Genomic DNA, 19,260 nt, shown 5'->3' on the forward strand with positions numbered 1-19,260 from the left:
GGGCCTATGAAACTCGATCGGATCGACATCAAGATTTTGTACGAGCTGCAGAAGAACGGCCGCATCACAAATGTGGAGCTGGCGGAATTGGTCAATCTCTCCCCCAACCCCTGCCTGATGCGGGTAAAGAAGCCGCAGGCCGAAGGCTATTTCGTCCGCTCTTCGGCGCAGATCGACGTCGCCAAGCTGGGGCGCACGCTCACCGTCTTCACGAAAATCACGCTGAAGAACCATCGTCAGATCGACTTCGCGCGCTTCCTTGCCGCCGTCGACAAGGTTGATGCCGCCGTCGAATGCCACCGCGTGTCCGCCCGTTATGACTATCTCTTGAAATTCGTCACGGGTGGGATTGCCGAATATCAGGCGATCGTCGAGCGGCTCACCGACATGGATATCGGCATCGACAAGTGTTTCAGCTTCGTGGTGCTGAAGTCACCCATCATCAAGGCGCATATGCCGCTGCCCAGCCTGTTTCCGATGTAATCAGCGATGGCCGTACTGGCTGACGAGCTCCGGGTCGCGGACGAGGCCATCGAGCCACGTCGGATCGAGCTTGGGCACGGAGGAGAACAGAAGCTTCGAATAGGGGTGGCTTGGCGCTTGCAGCCTGTCGGGCGTGATCTGTTCAACCCGCTGCCCGTTATACATGACCATGATCTCGTCGCAGATCGCTTCGACGACGGAGAGATCGTGGCTGATGAAAATGTAGGAAAGGCCCAGCTCGCGCTGCAGCTCCTTGAGCAGGTCGATCACGGCGGCCGCCACCACCGTGTCGAGCGCCGAGGTGATTTCGTCGCAGATGATGAGCTTGGGTCCGGCCGCCAGGGCGCGCGCGAAGTTCACGCGCTGCTTCTGGCCGCCCGAGAGCTCCGACGGCCGACGGTAGCGCAGCGTCCTGGGCAGGCGAACCATGTCGAGCAGTTCATCGACGCGCTTCGAGCGCGCCTGCCTGTCGAGTTGGTGATAGAAGGCCAGCGGCCGGGCAATGATGTCCTCCACAGGCTTGGCCGGATTGAGCGCGGTATCGGCATACTGGAACACGATCTGCATCTCGCGCAACTGGTCCTGGCTGCGTTTCCCCGCGGCGCGCTGCAGTTCTTTGCCGTCGAATATGATGTCGCCGGCCGCCGCCGGATGGATGCCGGCGATGACTCGCGCCAGCGTCGATTTTCCGCAGCCGGATTCGCCGATAATGCCGAGGTTGCGTCCCTTCTCGACGACCAGGCTGACGGAATCGACGGCCCGGATGAGTGGCAGCCCGTTATCCCGCACCGCGCCATAGCCGGCGGTCACATTGTCGATACGCAGCAACGGCTTCGCGCCGGCATCCGTGTCCGCGTGCGCTTGCCGCGGCTTCGGCTCGAAGGCAGCCAAAAGTTCGCGCGTATAGGGGTGCTGGGCGGCCGAAAGAATCTGAGCGGTGGTGCCGGTCTCCTGCACTTCGCCGCCCTTCAGCACAACGATGTGGTCGGCGATCTGGGCGACGACGGCGAGGTCGTGCGAAACATAGACCCCCGCTATCCCACCCGCCCGCATGACCGCCTTGAATGCTTTCAGCACGTCGATCTGCGTGGTCACGTCGAGCGCGGTGGTCGGCTCGTCGAAGATGACCAGCTTGGGATCGCCGATAAGCGCCATGGCCGCCGACAGCCGCTGCAATTGCCCGCCTGAAACCTGGTGCGGGTAGCGCGCGCCAATCCCTTCCGGATCCGGCAGCGACAAAGCCCGGAACAGTTCGACCGCGCGCTTTCGCGCCTGCTCGGGCGGCATAAGGCCGTGGATGCGCGTGACCTCGATCACTTGCTCCATGATCGTCGACGAGGGGTTGAAGGAGGCGGCGGCACTTTGCGGAACATAGGCAATGTCGGTGCCGCGCAATTTGGCGCGCTGCTTTTCGGACAGTGCCGCCATGTTCTTGCCGTTCACATTGATCTCGCCGCCGGTGATCCGGCAGCCGGGCCGCGCATAGCCCATGAGGGAGAGCGCCACCGTTGTCTTGCCGGAGCCGCTCTCCCCGATCAGGGCGACGATCTCGCCGTCGGCGATGTCGATGCTGACGCCCTTGATGATTTCGACGATGCGTCCGGCGTCCGTCGTCGCCTCGATCCTCAGGTTCCTGACCTCGACGAGATTGGTCATGTATCCCTGTCCCTGATCTTCTGCGGCAGGTTGTCGATCAGCAGGTTGACGCTGATGGTGAGACTGGCGATCGCCAGCGAGGGAATGATGACGGCGGGAGCCGCGAAGGGCAGGCCGCCGATGTTCTCGCGTACCAGGGCGCCCCAGTCGGCGAGCGGCGGCTGCAGGCCGAGTCCGAGGAAGGACAGGCCTGAGAGCAAGAGCACGATGAAGACGAAGCGCAGGCCAAAATCGGCCAGAACCGGGCGGATGATGTTGGGCAGGATCTCGGACCCGATGAGATAGGCGGTGCTTTCGCCGCGGACGCGGGCGACGGTCATGAAGTCCATGGTATTGATGTTGACGGCGAGCGCCCGTGCGAAGCGGTAAGCGCCGGGTATGTAGATGACGGCGAGCGTCAGGATCAGCGCCGGGATCGACGAGCCCACCGCGGCGACGACCACAAGGCCGAACAGCTTGCTGGGGATGGAGTTCATGGCGTCAAGGAATCGGCTTAGGCAGGTGTCGAGCCAGCCGCCGGTGACGGCCGCGACCATCCCCAGCACCACGCCCGAAAAGCAGGCGATGGCGACGGCGGCGAGCGATATGCCGACAGTGTAGCGCGCGCCCATGAGCACCCGTGAGAGCATGTCGCGCCCCAGATAGTCGGAGCCGAGCCATAGACCCTGACGCATCGGGCCGAAATAGTCGTCGTCGACTATGTCGCCGATCGAATGGGGAATGATGGCGGGCGCGAAGATGGCGATCAGCGTCCACGCCAGGATGACCAGCGCGGCCACGACGCCCACGAGATTGTAGCTGTGGCCCAGGAAGGACCGTGGGGAAGCTGCCACACGCGCCATTGTCACCTGAGCCTCGGGTTGGACATGATGGCGATAATGTCGGCGACGGTGATGAGCAAGAGATAGCCGAGGCAGAAGATCATTGCGCAGCTTTGGATCAACGGCAGGTCGCGGGTCGCAACCGCATCGACCATCAGCTTGGCGATGCCGGGATAGTTGAAGATCGTCTCCACGATGATGACGCCGCCGACCAGATAGGACAAAGACAGCGCAACCGCGTTGACGATCGGCCCGAGCGCATTGGGAAGCGCGTGCTTGAGCACCATGCGGCCGCGTGAAGCGCCCTTGAGAAGCGCCATCTCGACATAAGGCGTGGAGAGCGTTTCGATCACAGCCGCACGGGTCATGCGGATCATCTGTGCGGAGATGACGAAGGTGAGTGTGATCACGGGCATTGCATAGATGCGCACCAGGTCGGTCAGCGTGTGCGCCTCATTGACCGAGGAAAGTGCCGGCAGCCATTTGAGATAGACAGCGAAAAGCAGGACCGCGAGGGTCGCGACCATGAATTCCGGCACCGAGATGACGCCGATCGAAAGGATGGTGACGGTTCGGTCGTAGAGGGAGCCACGCAGCATGGCGGCGGTGATGCCGAGCGTCAGCGCCAGCGGCACCGAGAGCAGGGTGGTGATGCCGGCGAGCTCCATTGTGTTGACAAAGCGCCCGCCGATCAGCGCCGCGACAGGCATCTCATTGGCATAGGAGGTGCCGAGGTCACCGTGGAGCAGGCCGAGAAGCCAGCGCAGGAAGCGCAGGATTGCCGGATCGTTGAGATGCATGGCTTCGCGCAGGCCGGCGACCGCCTCCGGGGTGGCTGCCTGGCCGAGCAGGATCGACGCGGTATCGCCAGGCAACATGCTGGTGGCGAAAAAAACCGCGAATAGCACTATCAGAAGCGTGACGACCGCGATCGCCAGCCGCTTCAGCACGAGGTTTAGAACCCCAGACGTCATTGAAGCGCTCCTGCGGTTGCGTTCGGCCAAGCCATGTTGCGCAATAGGTGCCGGGGACCGGCTGTCCGGTCCCCGGCAGGTGCCTCTCAGGCTTCGAGCCAGAGATATTCCGCCATTGCGTAGCCCATCATGCCACCGAGCGGGTTCGCCTCCAAACCCTTCACCTTGCTGGAGAGAGCATCAACGTTGGAAATGTAGGCCGGGATGATGGTGCCGGCCTCCTCTGAGACCATGCCCTGCATCTGGTTGTAGATTTCCTTGCGCTTGGCCTGATCAAGCGAGCCGCGCGCCTCGACGAGCAGCTTGTCGAACTTCTCGGACTTGTACTGGCTTTCGTTCCAGGGCGCGTTGGAGGCGTAGAGGAGCGAGAACAGGATGTCCGGCGTCGGGCGCGGATTGATGTTGCCGAAATGGATCGGCGCCTTGAGCCAGTAATTGTCCCAGTAGCCGTCCGACGGAACGCGCTGGACGTCCAGCTTCATGCCGATATCGGCGCCGGCGGCCTGGATGATAACAGCCATGTCGATCGACGAGGTCGCGGCGTCGGAAGCAATCACGGGGATGGACTGGCCGAGCAAGCCTGACTTCTGGAAGTGGAACTTGGCCTTGTCCGGGTCGAAAGCCTTCGGCTTGATGTCGGGATTGTGGAAGATGTTTGCCGGGGAGACAGGCTGGTCGTTGCCAATCTCGCCAAGTCCACGCAACGCCGATTTGACGATCTGCTCGCGGTTTACCAGATACTTCATGCCAGCCACGAAGTCGGCCTTGTTGCCCGGATCCATGTCGAGCCGGATGTTGAGGTCGGTGTAGTTGCCCGAGGTCGTCTTCGACAACTCGAAGCCCTGCTGCCCGCCAATGAGCTTCATCGCGCGTGGATTGATCGAAGCCGCAAAATTGATGTCACCAGAAAGCAGGGCGTTGACGCGGGCGCTGTCGTCGCTGATGGCGATGAACTCGAAGGAGTCGAGATAGGGCTTGCCTGATTTCCAATAATTCTTGTTCTTGGTGACGACCGACCGCACGCCCGGCTCGAACGTCTGCAGCACGAAGGCGCCGGTGCCGTTGCCCTTGGAGAAGTCCGTGGTGCCGTCCTGGACGATCATGAAATGGTGTAGCGCCAGGATGGTCGGAAGGTCGGCATTCGGGTCGGCGAGCGTGATCTCCACGGTCGACTTGTTGACCGCCTTGAAGCCGGTCATCTGCGCTGCGATCTTGGCGACCTTGGAACCGACCGCCGGATCGAGATGGCGCTTCAGCGAGAACACCACGTCATCGGCGGTGAGAGCCTTTCCATCGTGGAAGGTGACACCCTTGCGCAGCTTCACCGTCCAGGTCTTGGCGTCCTTGCTGTCGAAGCTTTCAGCCAGCTCCATCTGCGTGACGCCGTCCTTGTCGAGGAAAGTCAGGTGGTTGTAGAGCGAGCAGCAGCGGACATAGTCGGTCGACAGCGACGCCTTTGCCGGATCGAGCGTGTCGGCGGTCGAGGACGACCAGCCGGCGGCCTTGAACGTTCCGCCGGAAACCGGTGTGGCGGCGACCGCATTGGTGGCACGGCCAAGCACTATGCTGCCCGCGGCGACTGCGGCGCCGCCGGCCAGCAGCATCTTGAGGAGTTCGCGGCGGCTCGCGCCCCGCCGGATGGCATTTTCGACCATGGCATCGTCTGCGCTGGTCCAGTTCGTGATCTTGTCGGTCATATCATTCCCCTTTCTGTTTGTTTTCCGGCTTGCTCGTCTTGCTGCGGCTTTCCGGGTTTGGGCTCAGGTTCGTTCCTTCAGGCTTTCCCGCACGGCTGCGGCAAGGGCGGCCATTGACGTGAAGTGGTAGTTCGGCGCGGTGAAGCGATCGGGCTCGATCGTGCCGCCATAGCCCTTCTGGGCGTGTGCCGGCGCTCGATCCAGCAATTGGTCACGCCAAGCGCTCGGGATATGCCGATGTCGTGGTACTGACTTTGCGCGACGTGCAGGATGTCATCCTTGCTGTCGCCCCGGGAGGCCACGAAATCGAAGACCTTCTGGAAGAAGGCCGGGTCCGGTTTCTCCGTGCCTGTATCATCGGCCGTGAAGGTGGCGAAAAAGGGCGAACCGAGCTGCTTTTCGAAATGATCTAGTGCCCAACGTCTTGCATTGGTCATGGCGATCAGCCTGTGCGACTTCGCAAGGTCCGCCAATGCCGCCGCGCTGTCGGGGAAGCCTTGCCAGACGCTGGCCGAGTCCCGCAGCCGGATGCCGTATTTCTCCTCGGCCGGCAGGCCGAGTTGCGGCGCGATGGCTGTGTAGACACGCACGAGATCGTCGGGAAACAGGCCGGCATCGGGCATGTAACGGGCCTGCCGGTAGAGGCTCAGCGCTTCCTCGCCATCGATCGAAACGCCGGCCTCGGCGGCAATTCCCGCCAGGCAGGTCGTGATCCCGCCTTCGAAGTCGATCAGCGTACCAACCACGTCGAAGGTCATATATTTGAATTCGCTAAAGCCCCTGGCCAAGACTGGCTCTCCTCTGCGTTCGGCCGAATTGCATGTGTTGAACAGAACAAAATTCCGTGCTGCCTGGGGCGTGGCCTTTCGAAGGCCCGGAGATCCAAGCTTTCTGGCCTTGTCTTATGAGCAGTCTGGCACTTCCCCCGCGCTGGATTCGCCGAAAAGGCGTGAAGGGGCGGCACAAAATTGCGAAATCATCCGCCCCGGCGATATTTCGAGACGCGACATATTCCGCCGCCTTCATGCCACAGCCTGGCGGACATCGGGATCGGCCAGCGTCTGGTCGAGCGTCCGGCGTGTGCGCTCGATGACCGCGTCGATGTCGGCGTCGGTGCAGCAGAGCGGGGGAGCATAGCCGAGAACCCCGTTGGCAAACGCACGGATGATGAGGCCGTTGTCCCACGCCCTGTCGAAGATACGCCGTGCCGGCATTGCCGACGCCGGAAGCGGCGTCTTCTTGTCCTTGTCGACCACCAGTTCGATGGCGGCAAGCATGCCGCGACCGCGTACATCGCCGACAAGCGGATGGCCCCTCAAGCCCTGCAATCCCGCCATCAGGCGAGCACCGGCCTTGATGCCATTGTCCAGAAGGCCGTCTTCATAGAGCTTCAACACTTCGAGCGCGACGGCAGCGCTGACGGGATGGGCGGAATAGGTATAGCCGTGGCCGACGGCCGAACTGCCCGCGCCATCGGCAATGACATTGTAGACATGATCGGCCATGAACACGGCGCCCATGGGAACATAACCCGAGGTCAGCCCCTTGGCGGTCGTCATGAAATCGGGGACGATCTCCTCGTCGGTGCAGGCGAACAGCGGTCCCGTGCGGCCGAAACCGGTGATCACCTCGTCGGCGATGAACAGGATGCCGTACTCCCGGCAGAGTCCGCGCATGGCCTTGATCCAGCCTTTTGGCGGAACGATGACGCCGCCCGAGCCCTGTATCGGCTCGGCATAGAAGGCGGCGACCCGTTCCGGCCCGATCGCCTCGATCTTGGCCTTCAGCGCGGCGAGCGATGCGGCGATGATCGCGTTGCCGTCCTCGCCGACCGGGTTGCGATAGGGATAGGGTGAAGGAATCTTGTGCTGCCATTCGAAGGGAATGCCGAAACCGGCGTGAAAGGCGGGCAGGGCGGTCAGGCCCGCGCCGACCACCGACGACCCATGGTAACCCTGTTCGATGGAAATGAACTGGTCGCGTTGCGGCTCGCCTTTGGCATTCCAGTAGTAGCGGACGAAACGGATCGTGCTGTCGACCGCGTCCGACCCGCCAAGCGTGAAAAAGACGTGATTGAGGTCGCCCGGCGCCCGCTCGGCCAGTTCTGAGGCGAGCCGGATGGCGGGCTCCGAACCGAGATCGAAATAGGCAGTGGCGTAGGGAAGCTCGCGCATCTGCCGGGCCGCCGCCTCGACGATGCTGTCATGGCCGTAGCCGGCATTGACGCACCACAGCCCGGCGAAGCCATCGACGAGTTGCTTGCCGGACGCGTCGGTCACGGTCGCCCCTTTCGCCGATTTCAGCACACGCACGCCAAGCGCCTCGTGGCCACGATATGAAGCGACCGGGTGGATGAGATGGGCGCGGTCGAGTTCGATCAGCGAATTGGCGAGCATTGTTATCCTCCTAGCCGAGCGCCTGGTTGGCGAGCGCGTAAACTTTCGGCCTGATCCGGTCCGCGCCCGTCCTGGGTGGACGGTCCATGGCCACACCGCCGCCGACATGGGTGAGGCCGATTTCCTCGAGCCAGCTGGCGATGCCGGTCACGCTGCCGGTATCCACGCGCAGGAAGGCGCCGGGACGCGGCGCGGCAAAGAAGCCGATCAGGGCCTTCGCCTCGTCGGCGCTTCCCGCGATGACCGGACCGATCACCTCGCCGCGTCCGAACGGGCGGATCGCGGCATAGGCCTCGATGGCGCCGTTGCGGCGGATGACGGCGAACTGGCCGCGCTCCGCCAGCGCATCGATCAGAGCTTCGCGGTCGGCGCCATAGGCGTCGCGGTCCAGCGCCTTGATTTCAGGGAGATCGTCGATGCCTGCGGCTGCCACGCCACCGGGCGCACCAAGCTCCGCAACCTTGCCCTGATGCTGCAGGATGGTGCCGGACGGCACGAAGCCCAATTTCTCATAGAGAGGCATGCCGTCTGCCGTCGCGACGAGCCGCAGCGGACGGTTCCCGGCCAAGGCGAAGGCCTGATCCATAAGCTGGCGTCCAAGCCCCTTGCCGCGCGCGTTCCTGTCGACGATCACCATGTTGATCATGGCGCAATCCATGCCGTAGGGCGTGACCAGGATGGTTCCGGTGACGCGGCCCTGACCATCGAGCGCGACCGCGCCGCTCGAAAGCTGCAACGCCATCTGCCAATCCTGCGGGCGATGCGGCCAATTCTCCTGGCGAGAAAGCGCCACGGCGCCCTCGATATGGTGCGGCCCGAAGGCCTGGAGTTCGATCTCGCCCTGCGGCATGAGGCATCCTTCCGTCTGATGCCAAGTTTCGACCATCAGCGCGCCGCAGATCGTCTGAAGGCCCTGGCTTCGACGGTATCTTTCGCCGTAGCGCAGGCGGTGCGCCGCATCTTGTGCTGGCGGTGCAGGCGCCTCACGCCGCGGGCGGCACCACAATCGGCACGCCAGATGCTACAGCGTGCCAAACCGGACCGCGGATACGGAACTTTCTGCTTTCGAGAGGGTGATTTCGGTCAGGTGGGCCGCTGCCTGCCGTCCTATGATGAATACATCCCAACGCGGATGTGCTTCCACCGGAGATCGACGGACATGGCTTCCTTCAGGCCCAAATACATCACCTTCGACTGCTACGGCACGTTGATCCATTTCCAGATGGCGGAAGCGGCGCGCGACCTCTACGGCAGCCGCCTCGACGAGCCGCGCATGCAGGAGTTCATCAAGAATTTCTCGGCGTATCGGCTCGACGAGATCATGGGCGACTGGAAGCCCTATGCCGACGTCGTCCATAGCGCGCTCGAGCGTACCTGCAAGCGCAACGGCGTCGCCTTCAGCGACGACGACGCCAGGATGGTCTATGAGCGCGTTCCGACCTGGGGGCCGCACGCCGACGTTCCGGCGGGCCTGGCGAAGGTCGCCAAGGAAATTCCGCTGGTCATCCTCTCCAACGCCATGAACGCGCAGATCATGTCCAATGTCGAGAAGCTCGGCGCGCCGTTCCATGCAGTCTACACGGCCGAGCAGGCGCAGGCCTACAAGCCCCGTTTCAAGGCCTTCGAATACATGTTCGACAGGTTGGGTTGCGGCCCGGAGGATGTGCTTCACTGCTCGTCTTCGTTCCGCTACGACCTGATGTCCGCGCACGATCTCGGCATCAAGAACAAGGTCTGGGTCAATCGCGGCCACGAACCGGCCAACCCGTACTACGGCTATGTCGAGATATCGGACATTTCCGGTCTGGCGGGCGTCGTTGGGCTCTGAAACAGGCGGATTGCCGATGAAGTTCGTCTCCTACTGGCACGATACCGCCCCGGTCTTTTCCGGCGGGGCGCAAGGCCCGGTCGAGGGGCACTATGATGCCGCCATCATCGGCGGCGGCTTCACCGGCCTTGCCGCCGCGCGCCAGCTGGCGAAGGCCGGTGCCAAGGTGGCCGTGCTGGAGGCGGAGCGTGTTGGCTGGGGCGCGTCCGGGCGCAATGGCGGACACCTCAACAACGGCCTCGCCCACAGCTATCTCTCGGCCAAGGCGGAGCTCGGCAAGGAGCGGGCAATCGCGCTCTACCGGGCGCTCGACAGTTCCGTCGACACCATCGACGCGCTGGTTGCCGAAGAGGGCATCGACTGCAATTTCCGCCGCGCCGGCAAGCTGAAGCTCGCCTCGAAGCCGCAGCATTTCGAAGCGATCGCCCGCAACTTCGAAGCCCTCCATGCCGAGGTGGACCCGGATACGGCGCTGCTGTCGGCGGCCGATCTCAAATCCGAGATCGGCTCGCCCTTCCATGGCGCGATGCTGTCGAAGAAGAGTGCCATGATGCATATGGGCCGCTATGTGGCGGGTCTCGCCACTTCTGCCACCCGCCATGGCGCCGTCATCCATGAGAACACGGCGGTGACCGATCGCAAGCAGGCCGGCAGCAGGCATGAGCTGACCACTTCGCGCGGCCGCATTAGCGCCGACAACGTGCTGGTGGCGACCGGCGCCTACACCACGCCTGACTTCAGCTATTTCCGCCGCAGGATCATTTCCGTCGGCAGCTTCATCATCGCCACGCGGCCGCTAAGCGACGCCGAGATCACTGCCACCATGCCCGGCAACCGGACATGCGTGACCTCGATGAACATCGGTAACTACTTCCGGCTCTCGCCGGACAATCGTCTGATCTTCGGCGGCCGCGCACGCTTTTCGGCGACATCGGATCAGCGCTCCGACGCAAGGAGCGGACAGATCTTGCGGGCGGGCCTCGCGGCGATCTTTCCGCAGCTTGCCAAGGTTGAGATCGACTATTGCTGGGGCGGGCTGGTCGACATGACCAAGGACCGCTTTCCGCGCGCCGGTTACCATGACGGTGTCTGGTACGCGATGGGCTATTCCGGCCACGGTGCGCAGCTTTCCACCCATCTCGGCATGATCCTGGCCGATGCCATGCTCGGCCGCGAGGACCGCAATCCGCTCAAGGGCCTCGAATGGCCATCCATTCCCGGCTATTCCGGCAAACCCTGGTTCCTGCCGATGGTAGGCCTCTACTACAAGGCGCTCGACCGGGTGAGGTAGGGCAGTAGGGCGGTAGGGCGGTAGGGCAGTAGGGCAGTAGGGCAGTAGGGCAGTAGGGCAGTAGGGCAGTAGGGCAGTAGGGCAGTAGGGTGCTGTCTTCCGTACTGCCGTATTGCCTTACTCCCTTACTCCCTTACTGCCCTATTCCCATGTGAAAGCTCTTCATCTCGAGATATTCCTCGATGCCGGCCTGCGCGCCCTCGCGGCCGAGGCCGGACAGCTTGACGCCGCCGAAGGGGGCGACTTCGATGGAGACCGAACCGGTGTTCAAGCCCACCATGCCGAACTCCAGCGCCTCGCCGACGCGCCAGGCGCGTTTCAAATTCTCGGTGTAGAAATAGGAGGCAAGTCCGTAAGGCGTGCCATTGGCCAGCGCGATCGCTTCCTGTTCCGTCTCGAACCGGAAGAGCGGCGCGACCGGACCGAACGTCTCTTCACCGGCAAGCTGCATGTCCTTTGTGGCGCCGCTCAGCACCAGCGGCGCGACATACTGAGGGCCCTCCGGCAGCACCGGTTTCTCGGTGATGATGGCAGCACCCTTGGCGAGCGCGTCCTCGACGTGGCGGTTGATCTTCTCGACCGCCGCCATGTTGATCATCGGCCCGATAGCGACGCCGGGCTGCGTGCCCGGTCCCACCGTCATGGCGCTGACGCGAGCCGAAAGCTTGGCGGCGAAGGTTTCGTAGACACCGGCCTGGACGAGGATGCGGTTGGCGCAGACGCAGGTCTGGCCACCATTGCGGAATTTTGACACCAGCGCGCCCTCGACGGCGAGGTCGAGATCGGCGTCGTCAAAGACGATGAAGGGCGCGTTGCCGCCGAGTTCGAGGCTGAGCCGCTTCACGCTGTCGGCCGCACCGCGCATCAGCAGCGAGCCGACGCGCGTCGAACCGGTAAAGGAGATTTTGCGGACGGTTTCGTTCGCCATGATCTCGTTGCCGATCTCCGTGGGCATGCCGGTGACGATGTTGATGACGCCGGCGGGAATACCAGCCCGTTCGGCAAGCACGCCGAGCGCCAGCGCCGAATAGGGCGTGAACTCGGACGGCTTGATCACCACGGTGCAGCCGGCGGCCAATGCCGGCGCGACCTTGCGAGTGATCATCGCATTGGGGAAATTCCACGGCGTGATGATGCCGCAAACGCCCACCGGCTCCTTCAGCACGATGATGCGACGGTCTTGCGTCGGCGAGGGGATGGTGTGGCCGTTGATGCGGCGCGCCTCCTCCGCGAACCATTTGACGAAGGAGGCGCCGTAACGGATCTCGCCTTTGGCCTCGTCCAGCGGCTTGCCCTGTTCCGTCGTCAGGATCAGCGCGAGATCGTCCAGATGCGCCAGCATCAGGCCGTGCCATGCCTCGAGGAGGCCAGCACGCTCGGCGTTGGTTTTCTTCTTCCAGTCGCCATAGGCGGAGGAGGCGGCGTCTATGGCCGCGCGGGTCTCCGGGCCGGCCATGTCCGGTACGGTGCCGATGGCAACCTGCGTCGCCGGATCGATGACATTGACGGTCTTGCCGGAGCCGGCAGCGACCCATTCGCCGCCGATCAGGCCGGCTTCGCGGAAGAGATATTTGTCTTTCAGGTTTTTCATCGAAAACGACCTTGCAATCAGGTGAGCGCCGCGACGACCGCGGCGGTGATGGCTTCCGTGCGGTCCTTGCCGGCAACGGTGCCTATGCCTCTGGCGGTTGCGGCTTCGACCGCCTTCATGACGCGGTCGGCCGCGGCCTTTTCGCCGAGATGATCGAGCATCATGGCGCCGGACCAGATGGTGGCGATCGGATTGGCGATGCCCAGATGCGCGATGTCGGGCGCCGAGCCATGCACCGGCTCGAACATGGACGGCGCCGAGCGGTCGGGATTGATGTTGGCGGAGGCGGCGTAACCGAGCCCGCCCTGGATCGCTGCGCCGATGTCGGTGAGGATGTCGCCAAACAGATTGGAGGCGACCACCACGTCGAGGCTCTCCGGCGCCATGATCATGCGCGCGGCGAGCGCATCGACATGATAGCTGGTCACTTCGACGTCAGGGTAATCCGCAGCCAGCTTTCGCGCGATCTCGTCCCAGAACACCATCGAGTATTTCTGCGCGTTGGACTTGGTGACGGAGGCCAGCTTGCCCCGCCGCGACCGCGCCTGTTCGAAGCCGAAGCGCAGGATGCGCTCGACACCGGCGCGGGTGAAGATCGAGGTCTCCACCGCGACCTCGTCCAGCGTGCCTTGATGCACGCGCCCGCCGGCGCCCGAATATTCGCCTTCGGTGTTCTCGCGGATGCACAATATGTCGAAACCTTCCGCCCGCAGCGGCCCTGTCACGCCCGGCAGCAGCCGGTGCGGGCGGATGTTGGCGTACTGCACGAATGCCTTGCGGATCGGCAGCAGCAGGCCGTGCAGCGAAACGGAATCCGGCACCTCCGCCGGCCAGCCGACCGCGCCGAGAAGGATGGCGTCGAAGCCGCGCAAGGTCTCGATGCCGTCCTGCGGCATCATGCGGCCGGTCTCCTTGTAGAATTTGCAGGACCAGGGGAACTCGGTTCCGGTCAAGGCAAAGCCCGCGTGTTTGGTTGCGGTCTCCAGCACTGACCAGGCGGCGGCGGTCACATCGCGGCCAATGCCGTCACCGGGGATCAGGGCGATCGAATAGGACTTCATCGGCATCTCTCTAGAGGCTGATCAGGACGCTCTTGGTCCTGCGGTTGGCGAGATAGGCCTCGCGGCCGAGATCCTTGCCGATGCCGGAGCGCTTGTAGCCGCCGGTCGGCAGGATATGGTCGCGCGAGCGGCTGTAGCGGTTGACCCAGACGGTGCCCGCTTCGAGCTTGCGCGCGAAGCGGATGGTGCGGGACAGGTCTGAAGTGAACAGGCCGGAAGCCAGTCCGTAGGTCGGGTGGCTGGACAGCGCCAGCGCCTCCTCCTCGGTCTCGAAGGTCTGGACGGTCAAGACCGGGCCAAAGATTTCCTCGACGATCGCCGGATTGGCTTGGTCTACATCTGCGATCAGCGTCGGCTCGTAGAAATAGCCTGGGCTGTCCATGACCCCGCCGCCGGTCAGGCATTGGCCGCCGGCTTCGACCGCGGCCCGCACGATGCCGTCGACACGCGCCCGCTGCCGCTCCGAGATTATGGGCGAATACTGCGTCGCCTCGTCCCAGGTCGGGCCGGGCCGTACCGCCTTCATCTTCTCCAGGATCGCGGCCGTCAGCCTGTCTGCCACACTCTTCTTGACGATCAGGCGCGTACCGGCCACACAGGCCTGGCCGGCGTTGAAGGTGACGCTGCCGGCAATCGCGGTCGCCGCCTTGGCCAGATCGGCATCGGCAAAGACGATCTGCGGGCTCTTGCCGCCGAGTTCCAGCGTCATCGGCTTGACGCCGGTGCGTGCAACATTCTCCATGATGGCCGAGCCGGCGCGGGTCGAGCCGGTGAAGCTGACCTTGGCGATCTCGGGATGTCCGGTCAGTGCCGTGCCGGTCGTCGAACCGTCGCCCAGCACCACATTTATGAGCCCCGCCGGCAAGCCTGCTCTGACGGCGAGTTGTGCCATGTAGACTGCCGAAAAGGGCGTCATTTCCGACGGCTTCAGCACGACCGCATTGCCCGCCGCCAGCGCCGGACCAAGCTTCCACCCGGCCATCGAGATCGGAAAATTCCAGGGCGTGATCGCGCCGACCACACCATAGGGCTGGCTCATGATCATGCCGAGAGTGGTGTCGTCGGTCGGCACCAGCTCGCTGCCTTCCTTGTCGGCGAATTCGGCAAAGAAGCGAATCTGCTCGGCAGTCACGCCGATGTCGCCGGCGACGAGCTGGCCGACGGGCCGGGTCGAGCACAGCGCCTCGATTTTTGCCAGCGTTTCGGCTTCCGCCTCGATCAGGTCGGCCCAAGCCTGGAGTGCCCTGGTGCGCTCGCGCGGCCGGACGCCGCCCCAGTTGCTGGCCTTTAGCGCCGCCTTGGCGCTCGCCACCGCGCGGTCGACCATATCAACGTCCGCCACCGGGCTGGCGGCGTATGCCTTGCCATCCGACGGTCGGCGCATCTCGAGCGCACCCTCGGTCGCGATGAGTTCTCCGCCGATGAAATGGCCGACGGGAAGGGAGACGGTATCCGGGTCGAAGCTCAGGCCCATGGGCGCCTACTTTCAGCTATGCTGGACGACCCTAGCGCGGGCAGGAGCGCAGCATGCGCCGTTCGGCGATCGGTCGCGGATGATTGTTGCGTGCTGGCAATGAGGGACGGCAAAATCTGTTGCGGAGGCCAGCACCTCAGGCGGAGCCGTTACCCTACTGTGACGTAGATTTTGCGCACCGTTTCGATGGTCTTCCAGACACCGGTGAAGCCAGGCTTCATCACGAAGCTGTCGCCGGTGCGGTAAGTCACCGCCTCGCCGCCATCGGGCGTGATCTCAATCACGCCGGTGAGGATATGGCAAAACTCGAAGGTCTCCCCCTTGATCGAGCGCGTCTCGCCGGGTGTCGCTTCCCAGACGCCGGTATGGACGAGATCGCCCTTGGCCGTGTCCTGCGCCCAGGTCTTGAAGGCGGGGTTGCCGGCAATCAGCCGTTCGGGCAGCGCCTGGGATTCACGCGGCGGGAAGGCGGGGCTGGTGTCGACGGTCTTGAGCAGGGACAAGGGATGGCCTTTCAGGTTGGATTCAATAGCCGCGCGACCGGTCGACGAGCCCGATGGGCTCGAGGCCGGCGCGGTGGCGTCGGATGTTTTCGATGACGGCCCGCGCGGCTGTCGCGGGCTGGGTGACACTGGCGACATGCGGGGTCAGGATGATCTTCGGATGCCGCCAGAAGGGATGGCCCACAGGCAGCGGTTCGGGATCCGTGACGTCAATCATCGCCGCCGAAAGGTGGCCGTGGTCGAGCGCGGCGACAAGCGCCTCGTGGTCGAGCTGTGGTCCCCGGCCCGTGTGAACGAGCGCCGCGCCCTTGGGCAGTTTCGCGAACAGGTCGGCATCGAGGAAACCACGCGTATCCCTGGTCAGCGGAAGCAGGCAAACGAGTATGTCGCTGGCCGCGAGCATCTCCTTCAGTCCAAGCTCGCCATGATGACAGGATACGCCCTCGATCTGCCGTGGCGAGCGGCTCCAGCCGGCGAGCGGAAAGCCGAAGGGTTTCAGGCGATCGAGGACGGCCTGCCCGAGTTGCCCGAGGCCGAGCACGCCGATCCGGCGCGACCCGGCTTGGAGTTGGGTGATGTCGCGCCATTGGCCGGCGCGCTGCTGCGCGAGATAGGCCGGCAGGTTGCGGTGCAGGGCGAGCACGGCAAGCGTCACATACTCCTGCATCATGCGCACGATGCCTGCCTCGATCGTCCGCACGATCTTCACCTGTTCCGGTACGGTATCGAGGTGGAACTGGTCCGCGCCGGCGCCAATGGAAAACAGGATCTCCAGGTTCCTGTAGCGCGCGAGGTCTTCTGGTGCAGTCCAGGCAATGAGATAACGCACCGCGTCGGGATCGACCGTTGCGGCATCCATCGTGAAGGGTACGTCCGGCAGTTCTTTGGCGAAGGCTTCGGCGAAGATCGCCCCGCGCCGCGCGTCGGAATTGAACAGGAATGTCATTCCGGTTCCCTTCAAGCCGCGCAGCGGGCGCCCAGCGCCTCGGTCAACCGCTGGCAGGCGGCGAGTTCACTCGCGAGAATGTATTCGTCAGGCTTGTGGGCGCGATCGATGTCGCCTGGTCCGCAGATGATCGCATCGAACCCGGCGTCCTGGTAAAGTCCGGCCTCTGTGCCGTAGCTGACGGCGGCAAGCGGCACCTCGCCTGTCAACTCGCGCAGAAGTGCCGCCAGTGCCGCGTCTTGTGGGAGCGACAGCGCCGGATAGGCGCTCATCGGTTTCCACTCGACCCGAAAGCCTTGGGCCGCAAGCGCCTCTGCCCGTGCCTTGACGGGCGCGAGCAGGCTGGCAGGGTCGACGCCGGGTACGGCGCGCGCCTCAAGGTCCAGCGTGCAGGTGTCGGGAACGATGTTGACCTGATGTCCACCCGCCACTACGCCGGCCTGCAGCGAGGAGTATGGCGGCTCGAAATCAGGGTCGAACGGACCGTTCGTCAGCCGCTCCGCTTCGCTCACGGCCGCACTTAGCGCGCCGGCCATGGCGTGGATGGCGTTGAGGCCGAGATCGGGCCGCGACGAATGGCCGGAGCGCCCATTGATGATCAAGCGGGCGGCTGCCTTGCCCTTGTGGCCGCGCACGGCGCGCAAGCCGCTCGGCTCGCCGACGATCACGCCGAGCGGCTTGGCGCAGAGTTCGGGAAGGCGGGCGATCAAATGCGGCACGCCGCGGCATCCCACCTCCTCGTCATAGGAGAAGGCGAAATGGATCGGCCTGGCAAGGCGCAGTGCCGCCAGCGTGGGCACGGCGGCGAGCACTGCGGCCAGAAACCCCTTCATGTCCGTGGTGCCGCGTCCGTAGAGCCGTTCGCCCTCCTTGCGCAGCGCGAAAGGGCTCGAACTCCATTGCGGCTCGCTAGCGGGAACGACATCCATATGGCCGGACAGGATATAGCCCGGGACATCACAGGGGCCGATCGTCGCGAAAAGATTGGAACGATCGCCTTCCGGCCCTGGAAGCAGCGTGACCTGCGTCGCGTGTTTTGCGAGATAGGCTTCGATCCAGCCAGCGATGTCGCCGTTCGGTTTGCCGGCGACCGATGGAAAGGCGACGAGACGGTCGAGGATGTCGAAGACGTCCATTCCTGCCCTCAAAACGTTCGGGTTCGCCGGGATCAGTGCCGTCGACCATATGCTGCTAGATTTCCGGAGAGAGTGTGTGCATTCTTGCGCTATTGCGTGCCGAAAGCTGAAATGTTTCAGTTGAATCTTGCGTTGCTGCACGGCTTTCGAGCTAATCGTACCGGTCCGCTCGTTTAGCGTTGGCGGGCAGAGGGTGGCCATCGGTGTGCGGCGCTCAGGACGACAATCTTTTAGGGGCATGGACTTGAAGCCGTCGGGAAGCTTGAAGATCGACACTTTCTCGATGCGGATCGGCGACATCGAAGGCGTCGAACTGGACCGCTTGCACGCGCACTCGCTCGCTGTGGGATGGCCGCATCGCGCCGAGGACTGGCAATTTCTGCGTGAATCGGGAGAGGGGGTCGTGGCCCTCGACGAGATCGGCAGGGTTCTAGGTTCGGCTATGTGGTTCGCGCATGGTGACGATTTCGCCACCGTGGGGATGGTCATCACATCGCCGCGACTCCAAACGCTGGGAGCGGGGCAATGGCTGATGAAGCGGGTCTTCGACAAGGTGGTCGGTCGCGATCTGCGCCTCAATGCAACGCGCGCGGCAAGGCGGCTCTATCTCTCGCTCGACTTCCAGCCGGAGAAGACCGTTTATCAATGCCAGGGCATCGCCCGGATGCAGACGATGGCTGGGCCGGCAAATGCGCGAGGCGATGTCCGGACTTTGGACGCAAGGGATATTCCCGCGGCAATCGCGCTCGACGCGGCAGGATTTGGCGTGAGGCGGGCGGCGCTCATTGAAAAGCTTTTCGCGCATTCGGTCGGCTATGGTCTTTTCAAGGGTGACAAGCTGAACGCGTTCGCGCTTTGTCGGCCGTTCGGGCGGGGCCATGTCGTGGGACCGGTCGTGGCGGAAAGCGACGCCGACGCCGTGGCGATCGTCCGGCCGCACGTGGCCGACCATTCGGGGTCTTTCCTGCGGATCGACACCCACATGGACACTGGCGAGTTCGCCGCCTTTCTGTCGCACAGCGGAATGCCGGTTTTCGACACGGTGCTCACTATGTCCATGGGCAAACGCCTCAACGATTTTGCCGTCGGCGACGCCGTTGCACCGGTGACCTATGCACTCGCCAGTCAAACTCTCGGGTAGTTGACCCAGGACCCGTACCGTCGCGGCTGCCCCACCTCGCGTCACTCTAGCGGCGCTAGCCAACGGTACCATAAATTTCTCGGTAAATAATTGATTTTGCTGCATAAATTTCAAATTTTTTAGCTGTCAATTTTCGCTTCCTTCTACTCATTTGTGTTACCTATTGTGCTACTTAGCGGACAAATTTGAGGGCTGAGCGAAACGACTTTGGGCCTCTTCGTCAATTTTCTCCGTCTCGTTGATGGCGCTCGTCACACGTAGC

16 protein-coding genes and 1 pseudogene are annotated in these 19,260 nt (G+C 63.6%); 4 read left to right on the forward strand and 13 right to left on the reverse strand.

Features of this window, described 5'->3' with window-relative positions; all coding sequences use genetic code 11:
* Nucleotides 1-6 precede the first annotated feature (6 nt).
* A complete protein-coding gene (locus ACVILI_RS10050) occupies nucleotides 7-483 on the forward strand; it encodes an Lrp/AsnC family transcriptional regulator (protein WP_038644681.1) in 477 nt (158 codons plus the stop codon).
* Here ACVILI_RS10050 and ACVILI_RS10055 read toward each other — a convergent pair whose 3' ends face one another.
* From ACVILI_RS10055 to ACVILI_RS10085, 7 genes and pseudogenes are all read right to left on the reverse strand, one after another.
* The gene (locus tag ACVILI_RS10055; RefSeq protein WP_038644683.1) at nucleotides 484-2,139 is read right to left on the reverse strand and encodes an ABC transporter ATP-binding protein; all 1,656 of its coding nucleotides are present in this window, start codon (nucleotides 2,137-2,139) and stop codon (nucleotides 484-486) included.
* Nucleotides 2,136-2,981, reverse strand: coding sequence for an ABC transporter permease (locus ACVILI_RS10060; protein ID WP_141700908.1), 846 nt, complete (start codon nucleotides 2,979-2,981; stop codon nucleotides 2,136-2,138). Before ACVILI_RS10060 ends, ACVILI_RS10055 begins: the two co-directional genes overlap by 4 nt.
* A 2-nt stretch (nucleotides 2,982-2,983) precedes the next feature.
* Complete coding sequence (locus ACVILI_RS10065) at nucleotides 2,984-3,934, reverse strand: ABC transporter permease (protein WP_019860281.1); 951 nt, start codon at nucleotides 3,932-3,934, stop codon at nucleotides 2,984-2,986.
* An 86-nt stretch (nucleotides 3,935-4,020) separates the two neighbouring features.
* Entirely contained in the window at nucleotides 4,021-5,631 is a 1,611-nt protein-coding gene (locus ACVILI_RS10070) for an ABC transporter substrate-binding protein (protein ID WP_457102425.1), read from the reverse strand.
* Nucleotides 5,632-5,694: 63 nt separating this feature from the next.
* Nucleotides 5,695-6,389 (reverse strand): annotated as a pseudogene (locus tag ACVILI_RS10075) (HAD-IA family hydrolase).
* A 264-nt stretch (nucleotides 6,390-6,653) separates the two neighbouring features.
* Nucleotides 6,654-8,027 carry an aspartate aminotransferase family protein gene (locus ACVILI_RS10080; protein WP_038644690.1) on the reverse strand — a complete coding sequence of 458 codons (1,374 nt, stop codon included), beginning with the start codon at nucleotides 8,025-8,027 and terminating at the stop codon, nucleotides 6,654-6,656.
* 10 nt (nucleotides 8,028-8,037) lie between these two features.
* Entirely contained in the window at nucleotides 8,038-8,877 is an 840-nt protein-coding gene (locus tag ACVILI_RS10085) for a GNAT family N-acetyltransferase (RefSeq protein ID WP_038644692.1), read from the reverse strand.
* 309 nt (nucleotides 8,878-9,186) lie between these two features.
* On the opposite strand from ACVILI_RS10085, the gene ACVILI_RS10090 reads away from it, so the two are divergent.
* Nucleotides 9,187-9,855: a haloacid dehalogenase type II gene (locus ACVILI_RS10090; RefSeq protein WP_038652131.1), complete on the forward strand. Its 669-nt coding sequence runs from the start codon at nucleotides 9,187-9,189 to the stop codon at nucleotides 9,853-9,855.
* A gap of 16 nt (nucleotides 9,856-9,871) precedes the next feature.
* Nucleotides 9,872-11,146 (forward strand): NAD(P)/FAD-dependent oxidoreductase, encoded by a 1,275-nt coding sequence (locus ACVILI_RS10095; protein WP_038644694.1) that lies wholly within the window; start codon nucleotides 9,872-9,874, stop codon nucleotides 11,144-11,146.
* Nucleotides 11,147-11,279: 133 nt separating this feature from the next.
* Here the strand turns inward: ACVILI_RS10095 and ACVILI_RS10100 are convergent, their stop codons facing one another.
* The 6 genes from ACVILI_RS10100 to argE all read right to left on the reverse strand — a co-directional run bounded on the left by ACVILI_RS10100 (nucleotide 11,280) and on the right by argE (nucleotide 17,857).
* Nucleotides 11,280-12,737, reverse strand: coding sequence for an NAD-dependent succinate-semialdehyde dehydrogenase (locus tag ACVILI_RS10100; protein ID WP_240564819.1), 1,458 nt, complete (start codon nucleotides 12,735-12,737; stop codon nucleotides 11,280-11,282).
* A gap of 17 nt (nucleotides 12,738-12,754) precedes the next feature.
* The gene (locus ACVILI_RS10105) at nucleotides 12,755-13,798 is read right to left on the reverse strand and encodes a tartrate dehydrogenase (protein ID WP_038644698.1); all 1,044 of its coding nucleotides are present in this window, start codon (nucleotides 13,796-13,798) and stop codon (nucleotides 12,755-12,757) included.
* Nucleotides 13,799-13,808: 10 nt separating this feature from the next.
* Nucleotides 13,809-15,272: an aldehyde dehydrogenase family protein gene (locus ACVILI_RS10110; RefSeq protein WP_038644700.1), complete on the reverse strand. Its 1,464-nt coding sequence runs from the start codon at nucleotides 15,270-15,272 to the stop codon at nucleotides 13,809-13,811.
* Between the two features lie 149 nt (nucleotides 15,273-15,421).
* Nucleotides 15,422-15,775, reverse strand: a complete 354-nt coding sequence (locus ACVILI_RS10115; protein WP_027047222.1) for a cupin domain-containing protein — start codon at nucleotides 15,773-15,775, stop codon at nucleotides 15,422-15,424.
* A 22-nt stretch (nucleotides 15,776-15,797) separates the two neighbouring features.
* Entirely contained in the window at nucleotides 15,798-16,721 is a 924-nt protein-coding gene (locus ACVILI_RS10120; RefSeq protein ID WP_038644702.1) for a 2-hydroxyacid dehydrogenase, read from the reverse strand.
* Between the two features lie 11 nt (nucleotides 16,722-16,732).
* Entirely contained in the window at nucleotides 16,733-17,857 is a 1,125-nt protein-coding gene (argE, locus tag ACVILI_RS10125) for an acetylornithine deacetylase (RefSeq protein WP_038644704.1), read from the reverse strand.
* Nucleotides 17,858-18,095: 238 nt separating this feature from the next.
* Between argE and ACVILI_RS10130 the strand changes: the two genes are divergently transcribed.
* The gene (locus tag ACVILI_RS10130; protein ID WP_019860264.1) at nucleotides 18,096-18,998 is read left to right on the forward strand and encodes a GNAT family N-acetyltransferase; all 903 of its coding nucleotides are present in this window, start codon (nucleotides 18,096-18,098) and stop codon (nucleotides 18,996-18,998) included.
* Nucleotides 18,999-19,260 lie beyond the last annotated feature (262 nt).

This window comes from Mesorhizobium sp. USDA 4775 (assembly GCF_054062655.1).